The following is a 19999-nucleotide window of genomic DNA, read 5'->3' as shown; positions in this document are numbered from 1 at the left end:
CCGTCGGCAAGGGCGGTCCGGGGAGGGATGGTATGGCGGACAATATCTCGCAGGATCTGAAATCGGGCGCGCTGTTCTATCACCGCAATCCGCGGCCCGGTAAGCTCGAGATCCAGCCCACCAAGCCCCTCGGCAACCAGCGCGACCTCGCGCTCGCCTATTCGCCGGGTGTCGCCGCCGCCTGCCTCGAGATCGTCGCCGATCCCGCCGAGGCGGCCACCGTCACGGCGCGGCAGAACCTCGTCGCCGTCGTCTCCAACGGCACGGCGGTGCTCGGCCTCGGCAACATCGGGCCGCTCGCCTCCAAGCCGGTGATGGAGGGCAAGGCCGTCCTCTTCAAGAAGTTCGCCGGCATCGACGTGTTCGACATCGAGCTCGCCGAGACGGCGGTCGACAAGCTGGTCGATGTCGTGGCGGCGCTCGAGCCTACCTTCGGCGGCATCAACCTCGAGGACATCAAGGCGCCCGAGTGCTTCGAGGTGGAGGAGCAGCTGAAGGCCCGCATGGGCATTCCCGTCTTCCACGACGACCAGCACGGCACGGCGATCATCGTCGGCGCGGCCGTGACCAATGCGCTGGAGCTCGCGGGCAAGGCGATCGGCGACGTCAAGATCGTCGCCTCCGGCGCGGGCGCGGCGGCCCTTGCCTGCCTCAACCTCCTCGTTTCGCTCGGCGCCCGGCGCGAGAACATCTGGGTCACGGACATCGAGGGCGTCGTCTACGAGGGGCGCGAGGCGCTGATGGACCGCTGGAAGGCGGCCTATGCCCAGAAGACCGACGCGCGCAAGCTCGACGACGTGATCGGCGGCGCCGACGTCTTCCTCGGCCTGTCCGCTGCCGGCGTGCTGAAGCCGGAGATGGTGGCGAAGATGGCGGACAAGCCGCTCATCCTGGCGCTCGCCAATCCGAACCCGGAGATCATGCCGGAGGACGCCGTCGCCGTGCGGCCGGACGCCATGATCTGCACCGGGCGCTCGGACTATCCGAACCAGGTCAACAACGTCCTGTGCTTCCCCTACATCTTCCGCGGCGCGCTCGACGTGCATGCCTCGACCATCAACGAGGCCATGAAGGCCGCGGCGGTGGAGGCGATCGCGGCCCTCGCGCGCGAGACTCCGTCGGAGGTCGTCGCCCGCGCCTATGGCGGGGAGGCGCGCACCTTCGGCGCCGATTCGCTCATCCCGAGCCCGTTCGATCCGCGCCTCATCCTGCGCATCGCGCCGGCCGTGGCGAAGGCCGCCATGGACACCGGCGTCGCGCGCAAGCCGATCGAGGATCTCGAGGCCTACCGGGAATCGCTCGGGCGCTTCGTGTTCCGCTCGGGCTTCATCATGAAGCCGGTCGTCACCCAGGCGAAAGCCGAGCCCAAGCGCGTCATCTATGCCGAGGGCGAGGACGAGCGCGTGCTCAGGGCGGCCCAGGCGGTGATCGAGGACGGCATCGCCCAGCCCATCCTCATCGGCCGCCCGGCCGTCGTCGAGACGCGGCTGAAGCGCTTCGGCCTCTCGATCCGGCCCGGCAGGGATTTCGAGCTCATCAACCCGGAAGACGATCCGCGCTACCGCGACTATGTCGCGACCTATCTCGACGTCGCCGGCCGCAAGGGCATCACGCCGGATGCGGCCAAGACGCTGGTGCGCACCAACACCACCGTCATCGCGGCGGTCGCGCTCGCTCGCGGCGATGCGGATGCCATGCTGTGCGGGCTCGAGGGGCGCTTCCAGTCCCGCCTCAAGCACATCCGCGACATCATCGGCCTCACGCCCGGCGTGCGCGAGTTCTCGGCCATGAGCCTCGTCATCACCTCGAAGGGGCACTACTTCCTCGCCGACACGCATGTGCGGCCGGACCCGAGCGCCGAAGAGATCGCCGAGATGACGATGCTGTGCGCCGAGCACGTGACGCGCTTCGGCATCGAGCCGCACATCGCCCTCCTGTCGCATTCGGATTTCGGCTCGGCGGATACGCGCTCGGCGCTCAAGATGCGCGAGGCGCTCGGCCTCCTGCGCGACCGGGCACCGCATCTCGAGGTCGACGGCGAGATGCAGGCGGACACGGCGATCTCGCAGATGATCCGCGACCGCAAGCTGCCGTCCTCGCGGCTGAAGGGCGAGGCCAACGTGCTCGTCATGCCCAACCTCGACGCCGCCAACATCGCCTTCCAGCTCACCAAGGTGCTGGCCGATGCGCTGCCCGTCGGGCCCATCCTGCTCGGGCCGGCCAAGCCCGCGCACGTGCTGACGCCGACGGTGACGGCACGCGGCATCGTCAACATGACGGCGGTCGCCGTCGTCGAGGCCCAGGCGGCGCACCGCGAGCAGGTGGTGGTTGGGTAGTCGTTGCGTGCCTGCTGTCAGTCGTGAGAGCAGCGCGTAGCGCAGCAGGGGACGACGGCTCTCGCTGCTGGGGCCGGGGCTCGTCACCGCAAAGGCGAGACGCAAGGCGCGCGTTGCTGGACCACCGGGTTTCCAGCCTCGCGGCGGCGTCGCGGCGTGGATGCCCGCGACGAGCGCGGGCATGACTGTCGATAATGGCGGTTCTGTCCTGGCAGGAGTAGCGGGACGAACTTATTCCGGCGTCCCGAAGAGACGCGCGGCGCGAGCATCCTCGATACACATCCCGACTGGCAGGACATCTACCGGACGTTGGCCCGAGGAGGGAAGACGCAAACCCACCCACGTCATGCCCGCGCCTGTCGCGGGCATCCACGCCGCGAGGCTGGCACGAGCGCACAAGACGTGGATGGCAACAGCAACGCGCCTCGCATCTCTTTGCAGTGACGCAAGTTGGGCAAGCCCGACTTGCGTTGGACAAGCCCGGCCATGACGAGGGAGAGGTTGCGCTCACCATCCCGCGTCGCCGCCGTTCGCAGATGGCATCGCGCCGCTGTGCCCGGCGCTGCCGAGGCCTATTCCGCCTTTGCCTCGATCGTCACCTGCTCGAACAGCGTCGCGGGCTCGCCGCCGGCGGCGGCGAAGTCGGCGAGGCCGAGGCCGCCGGCGTTGTTGGCGGTCGCCGTAACGTTGAGCGCGCCGGGCCTGGCGACGAAGCGCGCCACGGCATTGGCGAGCGTCCGCGCGCCCTCGGAATTGCCGAGGAAGGCCGGCACGACGATGGCGGCGCCCATGCCGTATTCCTTGCGCAGGTCATCCGCCTTGCGCTTCTGCTTCTTCGCCTCCTGCTCGAGGAAGCGCTCGAAGATGCCGCCATTCTCGACGGCGAGCGAGAGGCGCTTCGCCGTCGCCGACATGAGGGCGACCTGCTGGATGGCCTCGTCCGACGAGAAGATGTCCTTCGTGACATTGCCGAGGAGGCCCGAGAGCGTCACGGCACCCATGTCCTTGCCGTTGAACGACAAAGTCTTGACGGCGAGCTCCTGCTTGTCCGGCGACCAGGCGGCATCGAGGGCGAACGACAGGTCGAGCGCCTCGTAGCCCATGGCACGCAGCTCCTTGAGCCCGTCCTTGTCGGTTCCCGCGGGCAGGGCCATGGCGAAATGGTCGACGCGCGCGCCGAGCTCGGTCGGGATGTCGTCGACGATGTTGCCGGCCTTGAGGTCGATGGCGCCGATCGCCATCTTGATCCGCTCGCCGGCCTTCACGGCCCGCTTGTCCTTGCCGCGGCGCGGCTCGTCCTCGTCGGCCGGGACGTCGATGTCGATGGCCTCGATGCGGGCATGGCCGATCAGGGGCACGAATTTCCGGGCGTCGAGATCCTCGAAATCCGTATCGGGTGCGGCGAGCGCCTCCTTCAGCCGCTCCAGCATCGGGCGCCAGACGATTTCGGAGAAGCTCATGCCGCCGAAGCGCATTTCGGCATCCGGCGTGACGAAGCGCATGCCGGTGACCGAGAAGCTCGGACCGGTCGCATCGGCGCTCATGGCAATGCGCTCCATCTCAGCGTCGATCGGCTCGCCCTTCTTCTCGTCCTTGCCCTTGAAGGTGAAGCCGGAAGCCTCGAAGCCGCCGATCTCGAAAGCCGTCATCATGTCGACGAGGCGCATGAAGAAGGCCTTGCGCTCCGCGGATGACAGCTTCTCGAAGTCGTCCACCTTGCCGAGCGCGTCGATGGTGCCGAGCCAGGAATCGGCCGTCGGGCGCGCCTTGAAGTCGCGGCCGGAGATGCGCGCGACACCGACCTCGTTGCCCTTCGCATCGCGCAAGCTGAAGTTCTCGACGCTGAAGGCGCCGTAGAGCCGCTTTGGCTCGGTGTCGCCCGGGCCGGCCTTCTCGCCATAGACGCGGGCGGTCTGCACCGTGTCGAAATCGTCGATGGTGATCGGACCCATGGAGCCGGTGGTCAGCCCCTCCTTCTTCCCGTCAATCCGCATCGTGGCGCGCGGGGCGGCGATGGCCGAGATGACACCCGCCCTGATGTCGCGCATGTCGATGTCGTGATAGGTCACCGTCTGCTGCATGTCGCCGATGGTCTGGTCCATCGTCAGCTCGGGGATGCGCACCGCGCTCGCGGTCAGGGCCGCGAGCCGCTCCGACAAGGGCTGCGTCGCCGTCTTGTCGAAGATGCGGGCGATCGCCGCCTGGTCGAGGTCCGTGCCTGACACGAGGATGCGCGGCATGCGGAGGGTCATGCCGTCGAGCACGACGGAGACGCCCTCGAGCGTCACGTCGCCCGCGGCGAGGGCGGAGCTGCCGAGAAGGCCCCGGCCCGGCAGCACGATGCGGTCGATCGAGAGCGTCGCGCCCGGCGTGGCGAGATGCAGGCCGTCGACGGCGAGGGGGCCGAACAGCGCTCCCGAAACGGCATCGACCGTTCCGGCCGGCGCCAGGATCCGCGACAGCCGCCATGCGGCAAATTCGTCCGCCACGAGTGGGGCGCCGACGAGCGCGATCGCCGCCGCGCCGGCAAGAAGGGTGTTCCGGCGCCTGCGCGCGCTGCAAACGGGCCGGGCGGGGCGAACTGCGGATGTCATTGCAAGCTCCTGATCAACGATTGCCCGTTCATCTAGAGGAGCGAGGTTACCATTCGATGTGCGCCAGCGCAGCGTCGTCCGCACGCCGCTGTGCCGGCTCGCGTCGAGATTGTCCGCCCGCCGGCAGGGGGCGTCGGATCAGAGCGAGAAGGACGTGCCGCAGCCGCAGGAGGCGGTGGCGTGCGGGTTCTCGATCTTGAAGGACTGGCCGATGAGGTCGTCGACGAAATCGACCACCGAGCCGTCGATATATTGCAGGGAGACGGAATCGACGACGACGGCCGCGCCGTCGCGCTCCACGATCACGTCGTCGTCGCTGCTGTTGCGCTCGATATCGAAGGCGTACTGGAAGCCCGAGCAGCCGCCGCCGTTGACGCTGATGCGCAGCATGCTGCCTTCGGGTTCCCCCTTCAGCACCTCGTTGATGCGCCTGGCGGCGCGCTCCGTCACAGTAATTGCCGACATATCAGGCAAGATCCGTTCATATCCGTGCCGCGAGGCTTGCCTCGCCATTCACTGAAAAGGTAAGTGCGGTCGGCGTCCGCCGCAACAGGGAGCCAGACATGCAAGCGCACGGCGAGCGTTGGCGCGCACCCTATGCCTGCGATCCGGCGGCGAGCCGCGGCCGGCTGATCCGGGAAGAGACGTCGCCGACGCGCAGCGAGTTCCAGCGCGACCGCGACCGCATCATCCATTCCACGGCCTTCCGCCGCCTGAAGCACAAGACGCAGGTCTTCGTCTATCACGAGGGCGACCACTACCGCACGCGGCTCACCCACTCCATCGAGGTGAGCCAGATCGCCCGCGCCATCGCCCGTTCGCTGGGGCTCGACGAGGATCTCGCCGAGGCGCTCGCCCTCTCGCACGACCTCGGCCATACGCCCTTCGGCCATACGGGCGAGGACGCGCTCGATGCCTGCATGGAGGGCTTCGGCGGTTTCGACCACAACGCCCAGGCCCTGCGCATCGTCACCCGGCTCGAGCGGCGCTATGCCACCTTCGACGGTCTCAACCTGACCTGGGAGACGCTCGAGGGGCTCGTCAAGCACAATGGCCCGCTCGTCGATGCGGACGGCCGGCCCTTCGGCCGCTATGGTGAGTGCGGCGTGCCGGGCGCCATCACGGAATACAACGAGCGCCACGACCTGTGGCTCGCGACCCATGCCGGCGGCGAGGCGCAGGCCGCCGCCATCGCCGACGACATCGCCTATGACGCGCACGACATCGACGATGGCCTCAGGGCCGAGCTCTTCGCGCTCGGCGACCTGAGGGCGGTGCCGTTCCTGGCCGAGCTGCTCGACGACATCGCCCGCCGCTATCCGGGGCTCGAACGCCCGCGCGTCATTCACGAACTCGTGCGCCGGGTGATCACCCGTTTTGTCGAGGATGTGATCGCCGAGAGCGGCCGGCGCCTGGCGCGCCTCGCCCCGGCCGATGCGGATGCCATCCGCCGGGCGGGCTTGCAGGTCGTCGCCTTCTCGCCGGCCATGGCGGCGGCCGACGAGGCCATCAAGGGCTTCCTCTACCCGAACATGTACCGCCATCAGCGCGTCATGCGCGTGCGGCGGGAGGCGGAGGCGGTGGTGCGCGATCTTTTCGGCAAGTTCCTGCGCGAGCCGCAGCTGATGCCGGAGGAATGGCGGGTCGACCGGGCCCGGGAGGAGGAGCCGCGCGTCGCCCGGCGCGTCGCGGACTATATCGCCGGCATGACGGACGGCTATGCCCTGCAGGAGCACCGCCGCCTGTTTGACGCAACACCGGAATTGCGCTAGGGCGCCGCCTTCGGAAGGGCGCCCCTGTCGGCGCGGCTTATGTTGTCTCAAGGACGGCCATGAACATCTTCGACGCGTACCAGCGCCGCCTCGCCGGCGCGATCGAGCGGCTCGTCGCCGCGGGCAAGCTGCCTGAGGGGCTCGATCTGTCGCGCGTCGTCGTCGAGCCGCCGCGCGATCCCGCCCACGGCGACCTCGCCACCAATGCCGCCATGGTGCTCGCCAAGCCCGCCGGCACCAATCCGCGCGCGCTCGCGGCCCTCGTCGCCGAGGAGCTGCAGCGGGAGGAGGGCGTCACCGCCGTCGAGATCGCGGGGCCGGGCTTCATCAACCTGCGCCTTGCGCCCGCCGTCTACCAGGACGTGCTGCGGGCGGTCGCCGGCCTCGGCACCGATTTCGGCCGAGGAGCGGCGAGGACCGGCAAGCCGGTCAACGTCGAATATGTCTCGGCGAACCCCACCGGGCCCATGCATGTCGGCCATGGCCGCGGCGCCGTCTTCGGCGATGCGCTCGCCGGGCTCCTGGCCTTCGCCGGGCACGAGGTGACGCGCGAATATTACATCAACGACGCCGGCGCGCAGATCGAGGTCCTCGCCCGTTCCGCCTTCCTGCGCTATCGCGAGGCGCTCGGCGAGGACATCGGCGCCATTCCCGAGGGGCTCTACCCGGGCGATTATCTCAAGCCGGTCGGCGAGGCGCTGAAGGAGCGCCACGGGGCGAGCCTCGTCGACATGGACGAGGCCGCGTGGCTGCCGATCGTGCGCGATGCGGCCATCGACGCCATGATGGCGATGATCCGCGACGATCTCGCCGCGCTCGGCGTCGTCCACGACGTCTTCTTCTCCGAGCGCACCCTGCACGGCAAGAACGGCGGCGCCATCGCCGAGACGATCGCGAGCCTCGAAGGGCGCGGCTATGTCTACCGCGGGCGCGTGCCGCCGCCGAAGGGCCAGCTGCCGGAGGACTGGGAGGACCGCGAGCAGCTGCTCTTCCGCGCGACCGACGTCGGCGACGACATCGACCGGCCGCTCATGAAGTCGGACGGCAGCTACACCTATTTCGCCGCCGACGTCGCCTATATGCGCGACAAGTACGAGCGCGGCTTCCGCGAGCTCATCTACGTGCTCGGTGCCGACCACGGCGGCTATGTGAAGCGTCTGCAGGCGGTCGGCCGGGCCATCGGCGGCGAGGAGCTCGCGGTCGTCGCGCTCCTGTGCCAGCTCGTCAAGCTGCTGCGCGCCGGCGAGCCGGTGAAGATGTCGAAGCGGGCGGGTGATTTCGTCACCCTGCGCGAAGTCATCGACGAGGTCGGCCGCGACGCGGTGCGCTTCATGATGCTCTTCCGCAAGAACGACGCGCCGCTCGACTTCGACCTCGCCAAGGTGGTCGAGCAGTCGAAGGACAATCCGGTCTTCTACGTGCAATATGCGCACGCGCGCTGCGCATCGGTGTTCCGCCAGGGGGCGGAGGCCTTTCCCGGTCTCGATGCGAGCGGGGCGGCGCTGTCGCGTGCAGATCTCGCCATTCTCGACGATGCGGCGGAGATTGATCTCGTCAGGCAGATCGCGCAGTATCCGCGCGTGATCGAGAGTGCGGCGGCGTCGCATGAGCCGCACCGGGTGGCGTTCTACCTGCACGATCTCGCCAGCGCGTTCCATAGTCTATGGAACCGCGGCAAGGAGTCGCCCCAATTACGGTTTGTTAATCAAACCGATCGAAAGTCGACCCTGGCGAGGCTGGCGCTCGTGCATGCGGTGCGGTCGATCCTTGCGTCGGGGCTTGCGGTGCTCGGTGTGGCCGCGCCCGAAGAGATGCGTTGAACGCGACCTGCGTCGCGCTGCCGTAGGCATGGGGGCCGGTGCGCGTCGGCTGGTCGAGTGATCGGCGCACTGGTCATGGTCTGCGTGCGGCTGCATGGGCGGTCGGCGCATGGAGTGCGGACAGGCCCATGAACGAAACAGCGAAATCACGCTTCCTGCTCGATCTCGACGACCTGGAGCGGCAATTGCGCCAGTCGCCCAAGGATGAGCGCGGCCCCCGGGCAGATGATCCGCTCGCGGAACTCGCGCGCATCGTCGGGCAGGACGATCCCTTCCGCGACCTCCTCAGCGCCGCGCCCCAGCGCCTGGCGCCACAGCGGACTGAGCCGGCCTTCGACTTCGGCGACGTGCCGCTGCGCGGGACGCAGCAGGAGGCCGCTCCCGTCGCCATGCCGACGGCCGATCCCTTCGAGGCGGCCTTCGAAAAGGCGCTGCTCGGGGATGCTTCCACGCTGCCGCCGCAGGGCGGCGCGGCCGGGGACTTCGACGGCTACCGGCAGGACGACTGGGGCGCGCCGGCGGGACGAGCCGCTGCACATCCGCCGCACCATGCGGACGAGGACGATTACGAGCCGGTGCCGGTCAGCGCCTATGACCCGCGCTCGTTCGACATCGACCAGGGCTACGCCGAGGACGGCTATGCCGACGAGGGCGACGAGGAGCCCGCGACGCCGAGGCGCAGCCGCAAGGGCCTGATCGCGGTGGCGTCGGTCTTCGCCATGGCGGCCGCCGGGGTCGCCCTGGCGCTCAACTACACGGGCGGGGAGGGCGGCACTGGAGGCGAGCCGCCGCTGATCAAGGCTGCCGCCGAGCCGGCCAAGATCGCGCCGCAGAACCCCGGCGGCGTCGATATTCCCAACCAGAACAAGCAGATCTACGAGCGCGCCGATGCCGCCAAGAAGCCGGCGGATGCGAATGTCGTGCGCCAGTCGGAGCAGCCGGTCGACGTCAATGCGCTGCTGAGCGCCAACGGCGGCGGCGGGCCCGATGCACAGCCGGCGGTCGACGATCTGCGCCTGACGATGCCGGAGGGGCTCGAGGCCAGCCAGGCGATCCCAGGGCTCGCCGAGCCCCGTCGCGTGAAGACGGTCGCCGTGCGGCCCGACGGCAGCGTGATCGGCACCGGGCAGCCCGCTCCAGCACGGGCGGAGCCCGTGGCGCAGCAGCAGGAGAGCGTTCCGGCGCCCGAGATGGCGGCGGTGACGCCTTCCGCGCCGGAGCCCGCGCCGCAGGCGGCGGAACCGCCCCGGCAGCCGGCGCAGCGGCCGGCGCCGTTGCCGATCGTGCCGCAGGCGCCCCAGCCGACCCAGCCCGCGCGCGTCGCGGCGGCGGAGCCCGCGGTGCCGGCGCCCGACACGCGCCCGGCGGCTGCGGTGGCGCCGCGTGGCGGCGATTTCGCGGTGCAGCTCGCGGCACGGCCCAGCGAGGCCGCGGCGCGCGAATCCTTCGCCCAGCTGCAGCGCCGCTATGGCGATCTCGGCAGCTTCGAGCCGATGATCCGGCGGGCGCAGGTCGGCGAGCGCACGGTCTATCGCCTGCGCGTCGGCCCCATGAGCCACGACGAGGCGACGAACCTGTGCTCCTCGCTGCAGTCCCAGGGCGGCGACTGCTTCGTGGCCCGCAACTGACGCGACGACCGATCGTCAGCATCCATGCGGCGGCCCCGGTGGCCGCCGCATCGCTTTTGCGTAATGGCCGCACTTTTTCGGCCGATCGTATTGGGCTAGACCCGGCGGCATGATCATCCCTGCTGTGACGAGATGCCGGACATGACGGCGATCAAGGCCTTTATCGCCGGCTGTGCCGGCCACGTGCTCGGCCCGGACGAGGCGGCCTTCTTCCGCGAGGCGCAGCCCTGGGGCTTCATCCTCTTTCGGCGCAACGTCGAAACGCCGGACCAGGTGCGGCGGCTGACGGACGCCCTGCGCGAGAGCGTCGGGCGCGCCGATGCGCCGGTGCTCGTCGACCAGGAGGGCGGGCGCGTGCAAAGGCTCGGCCCGCCGCACTGGCCGGCCTATCCGCCCGCCGCGGCCTTCGGCCGCCTGCCGGCCAACGACTTCCTGCTCAGGCGCGAGGTGGCGCGGCTCGGGGCGAGGCTCATCGCGCACGACCTCCGGACCGTCGGCATCACCGTCGATTGCATGCCGGTGCTCGACGTGCCGGTGCCCGGGGCCGACAGCGTCATCGGCGACCGGGCCTACGGGCGCGACGCGCGCGAGGTGGCCGTGCTCGGTCGTGCCTGCGCGGAAGGGCTCCTTGCTGGCGGCGTGCTGCCGGTCGTCAAGCACGTTCCCGGCCACGGCCGCGGCAATGCGGACAGCCACCACGCCCTGCCGGTGGTCGAGGCGGCGCGCGAGGAGCTCTCCGCGAGCGACTTCCTGCCGTTCCGGGTGCTGGCGGACATGCCGCTCGCCATGTCGGCGCACATCATCTACCGCGCCCTCGATCCGCGCCGGCCGGCGACGGTCTCGCGCCGCGTGATCGGCGAGGTGATCCGCGGCGAGATCGGTTTCGGCGGCCTGCTGATGAGCGACGACATCTCCATGAATGCGCTCGCCGGCACCATCGGCGAGCGCGCGCGCGCCGCGAGCCGCGCCGGCTGCGACATCGTTCTGCATTGCAACGGCAGGCTCGAGGAGATGAAAGCGGTGGCCGAGGTGGTGCCGACCCTCGCCGGGGCGGCGCGGCTGCGTGCCGCGGCGGCGCTCGCACGCCTGGCGCACGAGCCGGAGCCCTTCGATGTGGCGGAGGGCCGGGAGCGGCTGAAGTCCGCGCTTGCCATGGGGAGCGCCGGCGCCGAAACTTGATTCGGGCCGGAGAATCGCCCGCACAACGGTTGATTGATGTCTATTGCCGAATTGCCCTTCGAGGAGGTTGCCGAGCGCGGCACGAGCGAGCCTGCCCTGATCGTCGACGTCGATGGTTTCGAGGGCCCGCTCGATCTGCTGCTCGAGCTCGCGCGCCGGCAGAAGGTCGATCTCGCGCGCATCTCGATCCTCGCCCTCGCGGAGCAGTACATCGTCTTCATCGAGGAGGCGCGGCGCCTTCGCCTGGAGCTCGCCGCGGACTATCTCGTCATGGCGGCCTGGCTCGCCTATCTCAAGTCCCGCCTGCTGCTGCCCGAGAAGCCGAAGGGGGATGAGCCGAGCGCGGCCGACCTCGCGAGCGCCCTGACCCTGCGCCTGCAGCGGCTCGAAGCCATCCGCGCCGCCGCGCGCCGGCTGTCGGACCTCGACCAGCTCGGCCGCGACGTCTTCGCCCGCGGGGCGCCCGAGCCGATGGCGGTGGTGGCGCGGCCGACCTGGGATGCGACGCTCTACGACCTGCTCGACGCCTATGCCCGCCAGCGCCAGAAGGCGGCGAACGCCCGCGTGACGCTGCGCAAGCGCTTCGTCTGGTCGCTGGTGGAGGCGCGCGAGGCGCTGGAGCGGCTCGTCGGCGGCGCGCAGGACTGGACGGCGCTGGACGAGTACCTCATCGCCTATGTCGCGGCGCCCGGCATGCAGGCCACGGTGCGCGCCTCGGCCCTGTCGGCCACCCTCGAGATGGTGCGCGAAGGCGTGCTCGACCTGCGCCAGGACGGCGCCTTCGCGCCGCTGTGGATCCGCCGGCGTGCCGGCGGGAGGCGGCCCGACAGCGGGGAAGGCGGGGCGGCATGAGCGCCAATGTCGAGCGCCTCGACCGGCACGACGAGGCTGCCGAAGCCTTCGTCCAGGCGCTGCGCATCGCCGAGGCGCTGCTCTTCGCCTCGCGCGAGCCGGTGAGCGAGGCGGCCATCGCCGAGCGCCTGCCGAAGGGGACGGATGTCGCGGCCGTGCTCGACCGGCTGCAGCACCTCTATGCCGGGCGCGGGGTCAACCTGCGGCGGGTGGCGCAGGGCTGGATGTTCCGCACCGCCTCGGACCTGTCGTATCTGCTGGCGCGCGAGCTGGCCGAGCCGAAGAAGCTCTCGCGCGCGGCGCTCGAGACGCTCGCGATCATCGCCTATCACCAGCCCGTGACGCGGGCCGAGATCGAGGACATCCGCGGCGTCGCCACCTCGCGCGGCACGCTCGACCTGCTGCTCGAGACCGGATGGGTGCGCCTGCGCGGCCGGCGCCGCACGCCCGGCCGGCCGGTGACCTACGGCACCACGCCGGCCTTCCTGTCGCATTTCGGCCTCGAGGGCATCGATGACCTGCCCGGGCTTGACGAACTCAAGGGGGCGGGCTTCTTCGAGGGGCGCCTGCCGTCGGGCTTCTCCGTGCCGATGCCGAGCGACGCGCCGGGCCTTCGCGACGATGAGGATCCGCTGGAGGAGGACCTCTTCCTCCTGAGGGAGCCGGATGCGGACGAGCCGCTGACGGACAGTGACCAGTGACGGATGGGTGATGAGCGACAGCGTGATGCGTGAGCCGGTGCGGTGGCCCTGGCGGGAATGGGGGCCGCGCGGCACGGCGGGGGCGGCCTTTCCGTCCTCGCTCAGCATCGAGGACGTGCACCAGGCCTATGGCGAGGTGGCGGCGCTGTCGGGCGTGTCGCTGGCGGCGGACCCCGGCGAGATCGTGGGGCTGCTCGGCCATTCGGGCTGCGGCAAGACGACGCTGCTGCGCATCGCCGCCGGCATCGAGCGACCGACGGCCGGCCGGGTGGTGCTCGACGGGCAGGAGGTGGCAGGGCCGAGCGCCTTCGTCGAGCCGGAGGCGCGCGGCGTCGGCCTGATGTTCCAGGACTACGCGTTGTTCCCGCACCTGACGAACCTGCGCAACGTCATGTTCGGGCTGCGGCGGATGCCGCCGGCGGAGGCCGAGAAGGTGGCGCGCCGTGCGCTCGCCCGCGTCGGGCTCGACCGCTATGCGGAGGACTATCCCCACATGCTGTCGGGCGGCGAGCAGCAGCGCGTGGCCCTCGCACGGGCCGTGGCGCCGCGCCCCGGCATCCTGCTCATGGACGAGCCGTTCTCCAACCTCGACCGGCGCATGCGCGACGCGATCCGCGACGAGACCGTGGCCCTGATGCGCGAGACGGGGGCAACGGCCATCGTCGTCACGCACGACCCGGAGGAGGCGATGCGCATCGCCGACCGCATCGTCCTCATGCGCGGCGGCAAGGTGGAGCAGGTCGGCACGGCGGAAGAGCTCTATCGCCGGCCGCAGTCGTTGTTCGCGGCGCGTTTCTTCTGCGATTTCAACGAGCTGCCGGGAGACGTGAAGGCGGGAACCGTCATGACGCCGCTCGGCGCCTTCCCGGCGCCCGGAGAGCCCGAGGGGTCGGCCGTCGTCTGCGTGCGGCCGCAGGGCATCGCCGTCGGCCCGCCCGGCGAAGGCATACCGGGGCGGATCACGATGCGGTGTTTCCTCGGCGAGGTCGATCTTCTGCACATTTCGCTCGACGGCCTCGAACGGCCGTTGCAGGCCCGGTTGCGCAACGGCGGGCCGTTCCACGAAGGGCAGGACGTGGGTGTGACGATCATGCCTGACGAAGTTCTTGTTTTCGCCGCGGTGGGAGCCTAGTTTCGGGACGAAGTTGGGAGAGCGCTGCGTGGCGCGTGAAGACGCCGGGACGGCGCGTGGAGAAACAGGTTATGGGTGGCGCAAGCATCTGGCATTGGATTGTCGTCGGTCTGGTCGTTCTGCTGCTCTTCGGGCGCGGCAAGATTTCAGAGATGATGGGTGACGTCGCGAAGGGCATCAAAGCCTTCAAGAAGGGCATGGCCGAGGACGACACCAGCGAGCCTGCGGCCTCGCCGGCGTCCGACAAGGGCAAGGTCATCGAGCACAAGGCGACGCCGACGGCCGAGGTCGACGCGAAGTCGAGCGAGCGCAAGGCCGGTTGATCCGGGACAATCGCGTGTAACAGGTCCGGCCGGGATGCCGCGAGCATCCCGCCGGCTTCGTGACGCAGGCAACTGAGCGCGCCATGTTCGACATCGGTTGGAGCGAGCTTCTCATCGTCGGGGCGATCGCGCTCATCGTCATCGGTCCGCGCGACCTGCCGCGCACGCTGCGCGCCATCGGGCAGATGACGGCGAAGATCCGGCGCATGGCCGGCGAGTTCCAAGGCCAGTTCAACGAAGCCATGCGCGAGGCCGAGCTCGACGAGATCCGGCGCAACGTCGAGAGCGTCAAGGATGTGACCTCCGCCTTCGACAAGCCGTTCAACCCCATCGAGACGGCGCGCAACGAGATCAAGAACGCCATCGAGGGCGCGGGCACCGTCGCCAAGGAAGACCCGGCCGCCAAGGAAGGCGCCGGAACAGCACCCGCTCCGGTCGATCTGCCGCCGCCGGACCTTCCGGCCGCGCCCGATCCCGCTAAGGCGATCGCAGCGGCGCCAGGGGCCGAGCCGGCGCCGAAACCGAGGCGCGGGACGAAGGCCGCCGCCAGCGCGGCGCCCAAGACCTCCGAACCCAAGACCGAAGCCAAGGCGACAGATTCGAAGTCAGCCCCGAAGCCCCGCGCGGGCAAGGCGGCTGCCGCGAAGCCGAAGGCAGCCGGCGGGGAGGGGGCAACCGCCAAGCCGGCGGCATCGAAGGCCCGGTCCACCACCACGAAGAAGGCCGTCGCGTCTCCGGCTGACGGGGGCGAAGCATGAGCCAGGAAGACATCGACGCAACGCGCGCCCCCCTGATGGAGCACCTGATCGAGCTGCGCTCGCGGCTCATCAAGTCGCTCATCGCCTTCCTCGCGACGTTCTTCCTCAGCTTCCTCTTCGCGAAGCAGATCTACAACGTCCTCATCTGGCCCTATATCTTCGCGGCCGGGCCGGAGGCGCAGATCCAGCTGATCTACACGGCGCCGCTCGAATATCTGTTCACGCAGATCAAGATCGCGCTGTTCGGCGCCGCCTTCCTGTCCTTCCCCGTGGTGGCGGCGCAGATCTACATGTTCGTGGCGCCGGGCCTCTACAAGAACGAGCGCGACGCCTTCCTGCCCTATCTCGTTGCGACGCCGATCTTCTTCCTGCTCGGCGCGGCGGTGGTCTTCTTCATCGCCATGCCGATCGTGATGCGTTTCTCGATCGGCCAGCAGCAGTTCGCCGAGGCCGGCCAGGCCGCGATCACGCTGCTGCCGAAGGTGAGCGAATACCTGTCGCTCATCATGACGCTGATCTTCGCCTTCGGCATCTGCTTCCAGCTGCCCGTCGTCCTGACGCTGCTGGCGCGGGCCGGGCTCATCGACAGCGCCTTCCTGAAGGACAAGCGGCGCTACGCCATCGTGCTCGTCTTCGTGCTGGCCGCCCTTCTGACGCCGCCCGACGTCATCAGCCAGCTCGCCCTTGCCCTGCCGACGCTGCTCCTTTACGAGGCTTCCATCTTCTCGGTCCGCATGGTCGAGAAGAAGCGCGCGGAAGCCGAGGCCGCGCGCGAGGCGGCCTGACGGCAATCCCCGCCGGAGCGGCCGCTGCCTCGTCCATCGGCCGGTCCGGATTGCCATGCACGATATCCGTTTCATTCGCGAGAACCCGCAAGCCTTCGACGACGGCCTCGCCCGCCGCGGCCTCCCGGCCCAGGCCGAGGCCCTGATCGCGCTCGACGAGAAGCGCCGGTCCGTCATCACCGGGCTGCAGGCCGCGCAGGAGCGGCGCAATGCCCTCTCGCGCGAGATCGGCGAGGCGAAGAAGGCGAAGGACGAGGCGCGGGCCGAGGCCCTGATGGCGGAGGTCGCCGCGCTCAAGGAGGCGATGCAGACCGGCGAGACGGCCGAGCGCGCCGCCATCGCCGAGCTCGACGCCGCGCTCGCCGCCATCCCCAACCTGCCCAAGGCGGACGTGCCGGACGGGCCGGACGAGAGCGCCAACGTCGAGCGCCACCGCCATGGCGACAAGCGGGCCTATGCTTTTCAGCCGAAAGAACATTTCGACCTCGGCGAGGCGCTCGGCCAGATGGATTTCGAGGCCGCGGCCAAGCTCTCGGGCGCGCGTTTCGTGGTGCTCAGGGGACAGCTTGCCCGGCTCGAGCGCGCCATCGGCCAGTTCATGATCGACCTGCATACGGGCGAGCACGGCTATACCGAGGTGAGCCCGCCGCTCCTGGTGCGCGACGAGGCGGTCTATGGCGTCGGCCAGCTCCCGAAGTTCGAGGAGGATCTCTTCCGGACGACGGACGATCGCTGGCTGATCTCGACGGCCGAGGTGCCGCTGACGAATCTCGTCCGCGAATCAATCCTTTCCGAGGAGGAGCTGCCCAAGCGCTTCACGGCGCTGACGCCGTGCTTCCGCTCCGAGGCCGGCTCGGCCGGGCGCGACACGCGCGGCATGCTGCGCCAGCACCAGTTCTCCAAGGTCGAGCTCGTGTCGATCACGACGCCGGAAGCTTCCGCCGAGGAGCACGAGCGCATGCTCGCGGCGGCCGAGGCCGTGCTGAAGAAGCTCGACCTGCACTACCGCGTCGTGACGCTGTGCACCGGCGACATGGGCTTCGCCTCGCAGAAGACCTACGACATCGAGGTGTGGCTGCCGGGGCAGGGCGCCTACCGCGAGATCTCGTCCTGCTCGGTCTGCGGCGACTTCCAGGCCCGGCGCATGCGCGCCCGCTACCGGCCGAAGGACGTGAAGGAGCCGCGCTTCGTCCACACGCTCAACGGCTCGGGCACGGCTGTCGGGCGTGCGCTCATCGCCGTCATGGAGACGTGGCAGAACGAGGACGGCTCCATCACCGTCCCTCCCGCCCTCGCGGGCTACATGGGCGGGATCACGCGAATCGGGAAGACGGGCTGACATGCGCATCCTTTTGACGAACGACGACGGCATCCACGCTCCCGGCCTCAAGGTGCTGGAGGAGATCGCCCGCGAGCTCTCCGACGACCTGTGGATCTTCGCGCCGGAGACGGACCAGAGCGGCGTCTCGCATTCGCTGTCGCTGAATGATCCGCTGCGCCTGCGCATGGTCAACGAGCGCCACTATGCCGTGCGCGGCACGCCGACGGATTGCGTCATCATGGGCCTGCGCCACGTGATGAAGGACAATCCGCCCGACCTGATCCTGTCCGGCGTCAACCGCGGCCAGAACGTGGCTGAGGACGTGACCTATTCCGGCACCATCGCCGGGGCGATGGAGGGCACGCTGCTCGGCGTGCCGTCGGTCGCGCTGTCGCAGGCCTATGGCTCCTACGGGCGCGCGGCCATTCCGTGGGAGTGCGCCCGGGCGCATGCGCCGGGCATCATCCGCCGGCTGATCGAGGCGGGCATCGAGCCCGGCATCCTCGTCAACGTCAACTTCCCTGCCTGCGAGCCGCCCGAGGTGAGGGGCACGGCCGTGACGGTGCAGGGGCGGCGCGACCAGGCGCTTCTCAACATCGAGGAGCGTCATGACGGGCGCGGCAATCCCTATTACTGGCTGGTCTTCGCCCGCGAGAAGAGGGAGGCGGGGGCCGGCACGGACCTGCGCGCCATCGCCGAGAACCGCATCTCCATCACCCCGCTCGAGCTCGACCTGACGCACGAGCCGACCATGACGCGCTATGCGCGACTTTTCGGGTAATCCCGACGCCCTCGACGAAGCGGATGCCGACGCCGGGCCGGTGACCGGCGCGGAGGAGACGGTCGCCTTCCTGCTGAGCCTCAGGGCGAAGGGCATCCGCGACACGGCGGTGCTGAGGGCGATGGAGGTCGTGCCGCGGGACATGTTCGCGCCGCGGCGCTTCGCCGATCTCGCGCGGGCCGACGTGTCGCTGCCGCTGCCGTGCGGCCAGACGATGACGGCGCCCGGCATCATCGCCGCCATGCTGAAGGCGCTCGCCGTGCAGCGGCACCACCGCGTGCTCGAGATCGGCACCGGCTCCGGCTATCTGTCGGCGGTGCTCGGCCATCTCGGGCGCGAGGTCATCTCGATCGAGCGATTCCGCACGCTGGCGCTCGCGGCGGCCGAGCGCATCGCCTCGCTCGGCCTGTCGCACGTGCGCATCATGCCCGGCGATGGTCTCGGCATCGGCAATCTCGGCGGCACCTTCGACCGCATCATCCTCAACGGCCTCGTGCCGGCTGCGCCGGCCGCGCTCACGTCGACCCTGCCGCCGGGCGGGCGCCTGGTGACGGCGCGTGTCGTGGAGGGCGTCTCGCGCATCGTCATGATCGAGCGCGGGGCCGATGGGGAACTGGCCGAGACGCCCCTGCAGCCGGCGCGCATGCCGCCGCTCGCGCGCGGGCTGGCGCGGGCGCTGTGACGGGCACGCCGCGGAGCGGTTCCCGCGGGCTGTGGGTCAACCGAAGATGTTGCTGCCGTGGCTGATATCGCAACGGTTGCTTAACCTGAATCCCTTTTAATCACCCCAGATGCGTTGCGTTCTCGTGGGTGGTTCAATGGGTCAGAGCGTTGTCAACGAGCAGTCATGGCTCCTGGTGCGCCTCGCTGCTGTCAGCCTGGTTGCGGGCGTTGCGGCCGGCTGCAGCTCGGATGTGATGCGCTTTACGGAAGATCCGTTCTCGAACCCCTTCAAGGACCCCGGCGTGACCGGCAGCGTGCAGGCCTCGCCGCCCGCTCCCGTCGCCAGCCAGCCGCTCTCCTCTCCCGGCATGGCCTCGACCTACCGGCCGACGCAGCCCGTGCAGCAGGCGTCCTATGTGCCGCCGTCCCAGCCGGTGCGGGCGACCGGCGCACCCCAGGCCGTCACGGGCAGTGCGAACGGATGGACGGCGCAGGGCGGCAGCGCCGTCTACGTCGGCACCGGCGACACGCTCGCGAGCATCTCCGGCCGCTATGGCGTGCCGACGGCCGCCATCCTGGCGGCGAACGGCCTGACCAATGCATCGCAGATCACCCCGGGCCGCCAGATCGTCATTCCCGTCTATAATCCCGGCGCGGCGTCCGTCGCCGCTGCCCCGCCGCCTGCGGCACAGCCGGTGAGGGTCGCCTCCGCCGGCAATACCGTGCCCGTCGCCGCCCCCGCGGCGGTTCCGGCTCCGCCGCGGGCGTCCCGCCCCACGGCGCCGGTCAAGACGGCCGAGCCGGTGGCCGAGAAGCCCGTGCAGGTGGCGAAGCTCGAGCCCAAGGCCGAGCCGAAGCCGCAGGAGGTGAAGACGGTGCCGTCGCCGCTCCCGGCGGCCCAGGCGGCCAAGCCCGAGGAGAAGGCGTCGGAGCCGACCCGGACGGCGAGCCTCAACCCGGCGGAGGTCGCCGGCGGGCTCGAGTTCCGCTGGCCGGCGCGCGGCCGCGTCATCGCAGGCTTCGGCGGCAAGGGCGGCAACGAGGGCATCAACATCGCCCTGCCGGAGGGCACGCCCGTCAAGGCCGCCGAAGGCGGCACGGTGGCCTACGCCGGCAGCGAGCTCAAGGGATACGGCAATCTCATCCTTATTCGCCACGACAACGGCTGGGTGAGCGCCTACGCTCACAACAGCGAGCTCCTCGTCAAGCGCGGGGAGAGCGTGCGTCGCGGTCAGACCATCGCCAAGTCCGGACAGACGGGCAACGTCTCCTCGCCGCAGCTGCACTTCGAGCTGCGCCGTGGATCGAGCCCCGTCGATCCGATGCCGCATCTCGCGGGATTGTGAGGCGGACG

General features: G+C 69.9%; 17 protein-coding genes. 15 read left to right on the top strand and 2 right to left on the bottom strand.

The features are described from left to right. Window positions 1-32 precede the first annotated feature (32 nt). Complete coding sequence (locus tag AL346_RS19695) at window positions 33-2336, top strand: NADP-dependent malic enzyme (protein WP_053193968.1); 2304 nt, start codon at window positions 33-35, stop codon at window positions 2334-2336. A gap of 572 nt (window positions 2337-2908) precedes the next feature. Here AL346_RS19695 and AL346_RS19690 read toward each other — a convergent pair. Then, window positions 2909-4930, bottom strand: a complete 2022-nt coding sequence (locus AL346_RS19690; RefSeq protein ID WP_156332810.1) for a hypothetical protein — start codon at window positions 4928-4930, stop codon at window positions 2909-2911. A 138-nt stretch (window positions 4931-5068) separates the two neighbouring features. Beyond that, window positions 5069-5395, bottom strand: a complete 327-nt coding sequence (erpA, locus tag AL346_RS19685) for an iron-sulfur cluster insertion protein ErpA (protein WP_026015087.1) — start codon at window positions 5393-5395, stop codon at window positions 5069-5071. 98 nt (window positions 5396-5493) lie between these two features. On the opposite strand from erpA, the gene AL346_RS19680 reads away from it, so the two are divergent. From AL346_RS19680 to AL346_RS19615, 14 genes are all read left to right on the top strand, one after another. Further along, window positions 5494-6702 (top strand): deoxyguanosinetriphosphate triphosphohydrolase, encoded by a 1209-nt coding sequence (locus tag AL346_RS19680; protein ID WP_019401878.1) that lies wholly within the window; start codon window positions 5494-5496, stop codon window positions 6700-6702. Between the two features lie 59 nt (window positions 6703-6761). Further along, a complete protein-coding gene (gene argS, locus AL346_RS19675) occupies window positions 6762-8522 on the top strand; it encodes an arginine--tRNA ligase (RefSeq protein ID WP_019401879.1) in 1761 nt (586 codons plus the stop codon). A 128-nt stretch (window positions 8523-8650) separates the two neighbouring features. Beyond that, window positions 8651-10150, top strand: coding sequence for an SPOR domain-containing protein (locus AL346_RS19670; protein ID WP_019401880.1), 1500 nt, complete (start codon window positions 8651-8653; stop codon window positions 10148-10150). Window positions 10151-10282: 132 nt separating this feature from the next. Continuing rightward, entirely contained in the window at window positions 10283-11329 is a 1047-nt protein-coding gene (gene nagZ / locus AL346_RS19665; protein ID WP_019401881.1) for a beta-N-acetylhexosaminidase, read from the top strand. 36 nt (window positions 11330-11365) lie between these two features. After that, window positions 11366-12181 carry a ScpA family protein gene (locus AL346_RS19660; RefSeq protein ID WP_026015089.1) on the top strand — a complete coding sequence of 272 codons (816 nt, stop codon included), beginning with the start codon at window positions 11366-11368 and terminating at the stop codon, window positions 12179-12181. Next, entirely contained in the window at window positions 12178-12882 is a 705-nt protein-coding gene (gene scpB / locus AL346_RS19655; RefSeq protein WP_019401883.1) for an SMC-Scp complex subunit ScpB, read from the top strand. Before AL346_RS19660 ends, scpB begins: the two co-directional genes overlap by 4 nt. Window positions 12883-12892: 10 nt before the next feature. Further along, window positions 12893-14014 (top strand): ABC transporter ATP-binding protein, encoded by a 1122-nt coding sequence (locus AL346_RS19650; protein ID WP_019401884.1) that lies wholly within the window; start codon window positions 12893-12895, stop codon window positions 14012-14014. A gap of 71 nt (window positions 14015-14085) precedes the next feature. Beyond that, window positions 14086-14337 carry a twin-arginine translocase TatA/TatE family subunit gene (locus AL346_RS19645; RefSeq protein WP_019401885.1) on the top strand — a complete coding sequence of 84 codons (252 nt, stop codon included), beginning with the start codon at window positions 14086-14088 and terminating at the stop codon, window positions 14335-14337. Between the two features lie 83 nt (window positions 14338-14420). Beyond that, window positions 14421-15095 carry a Sec-independent protein translocase protein TatB gene (gene tatB / locus AL346_RS19640; protein ID WP_019401886.1) on the top strand — a complete coding sequence of 225 codons (675 nt, stop codon included), beginning with the start codon at window positions 14421-14423 and terminating at the stop codon, window positions 15093-15095. Continuing rightward, the gene (tatC, locus tag AL346_RS19635) at window positions 15092-15880 is read left to right on the top strand and encodes a twin-arginine translocase subunit TatC (RefSeq protein WP_019401887.1); all 789 of its coding nucleotides are present in this window, start codon (window positions 15092-15094) and stop codon (window positions 15878-15880) included. Before tatB ends, tatC begins: the two co-directional genes overlap by 4 nt. Before the next feature lie 55 nt (window positions 15881-15935). After that, window positions 15936-17219 carry a serine--tRNA ligase gene (serS, locus tag AL346_RS19630; RefSeq protein WP_019401888.1) on the top strand — a complete coding sequence of 428 codons (1284 nt, stop codon included), beginning with the start codon at window positions 15936-15938 and terminating at the stop codon, window positions 17217-17219. Between the two features lies 1 nt (window position 17220). Then, complete coding sequence (gene surE, locus AL346_RS19625) at window positions 17221-17982, top strand: 5'/3'-nucleotidase SurE (RefSeq protein ID WP_019401889.1); 762 nt, start codon at window positions 17221-17223, stop codon at window positions 17980-17982. After that, window positions 17963-18664 carry a protein-L-isoaspartate O-methyltransferase gene (locus tag AL346_RS19620; protein WP_019401890.1) on the top strand — a complete coding sequence of 234 codons (702 nt, stop codon included), beginning with the start codon at window positions 17963-17965 and terminating at the stop codon, window positions 18662-18664. Before surE ends, AL346_RS19620 begins: the two co-directional genes overlap by 20 nt. A gap of 136 nt (window positions 18665-18800) precedes the next feature. After that, window positions 18801-19991 (top strand): M23 family metallopeptidase, encoded by a 1191-nt coding sequence (locus AL346_RS19615; protein WP_026015091.1) that lies wholly within the window; start codon window positions 18801-18803, stop codon window positions 19989-19991. Window positions 19992-19999: the final 8 nt, after the last annotated feature.

It is taken from the genome of Chelatococcus sp. CO-6 (genome assembly GCF_001271345.1).
Classification (GTDB): domain Bacteria; phylum Pseudomonadota; class Alphaproteobacteria; order Rhizobiales; family Beijerinckiaceae; genus Chelatococcus_A; species Chelatococcus_A caeni.
This window is presented reverse-complemented; position numbering and strand designations above follow the sequence as displayed.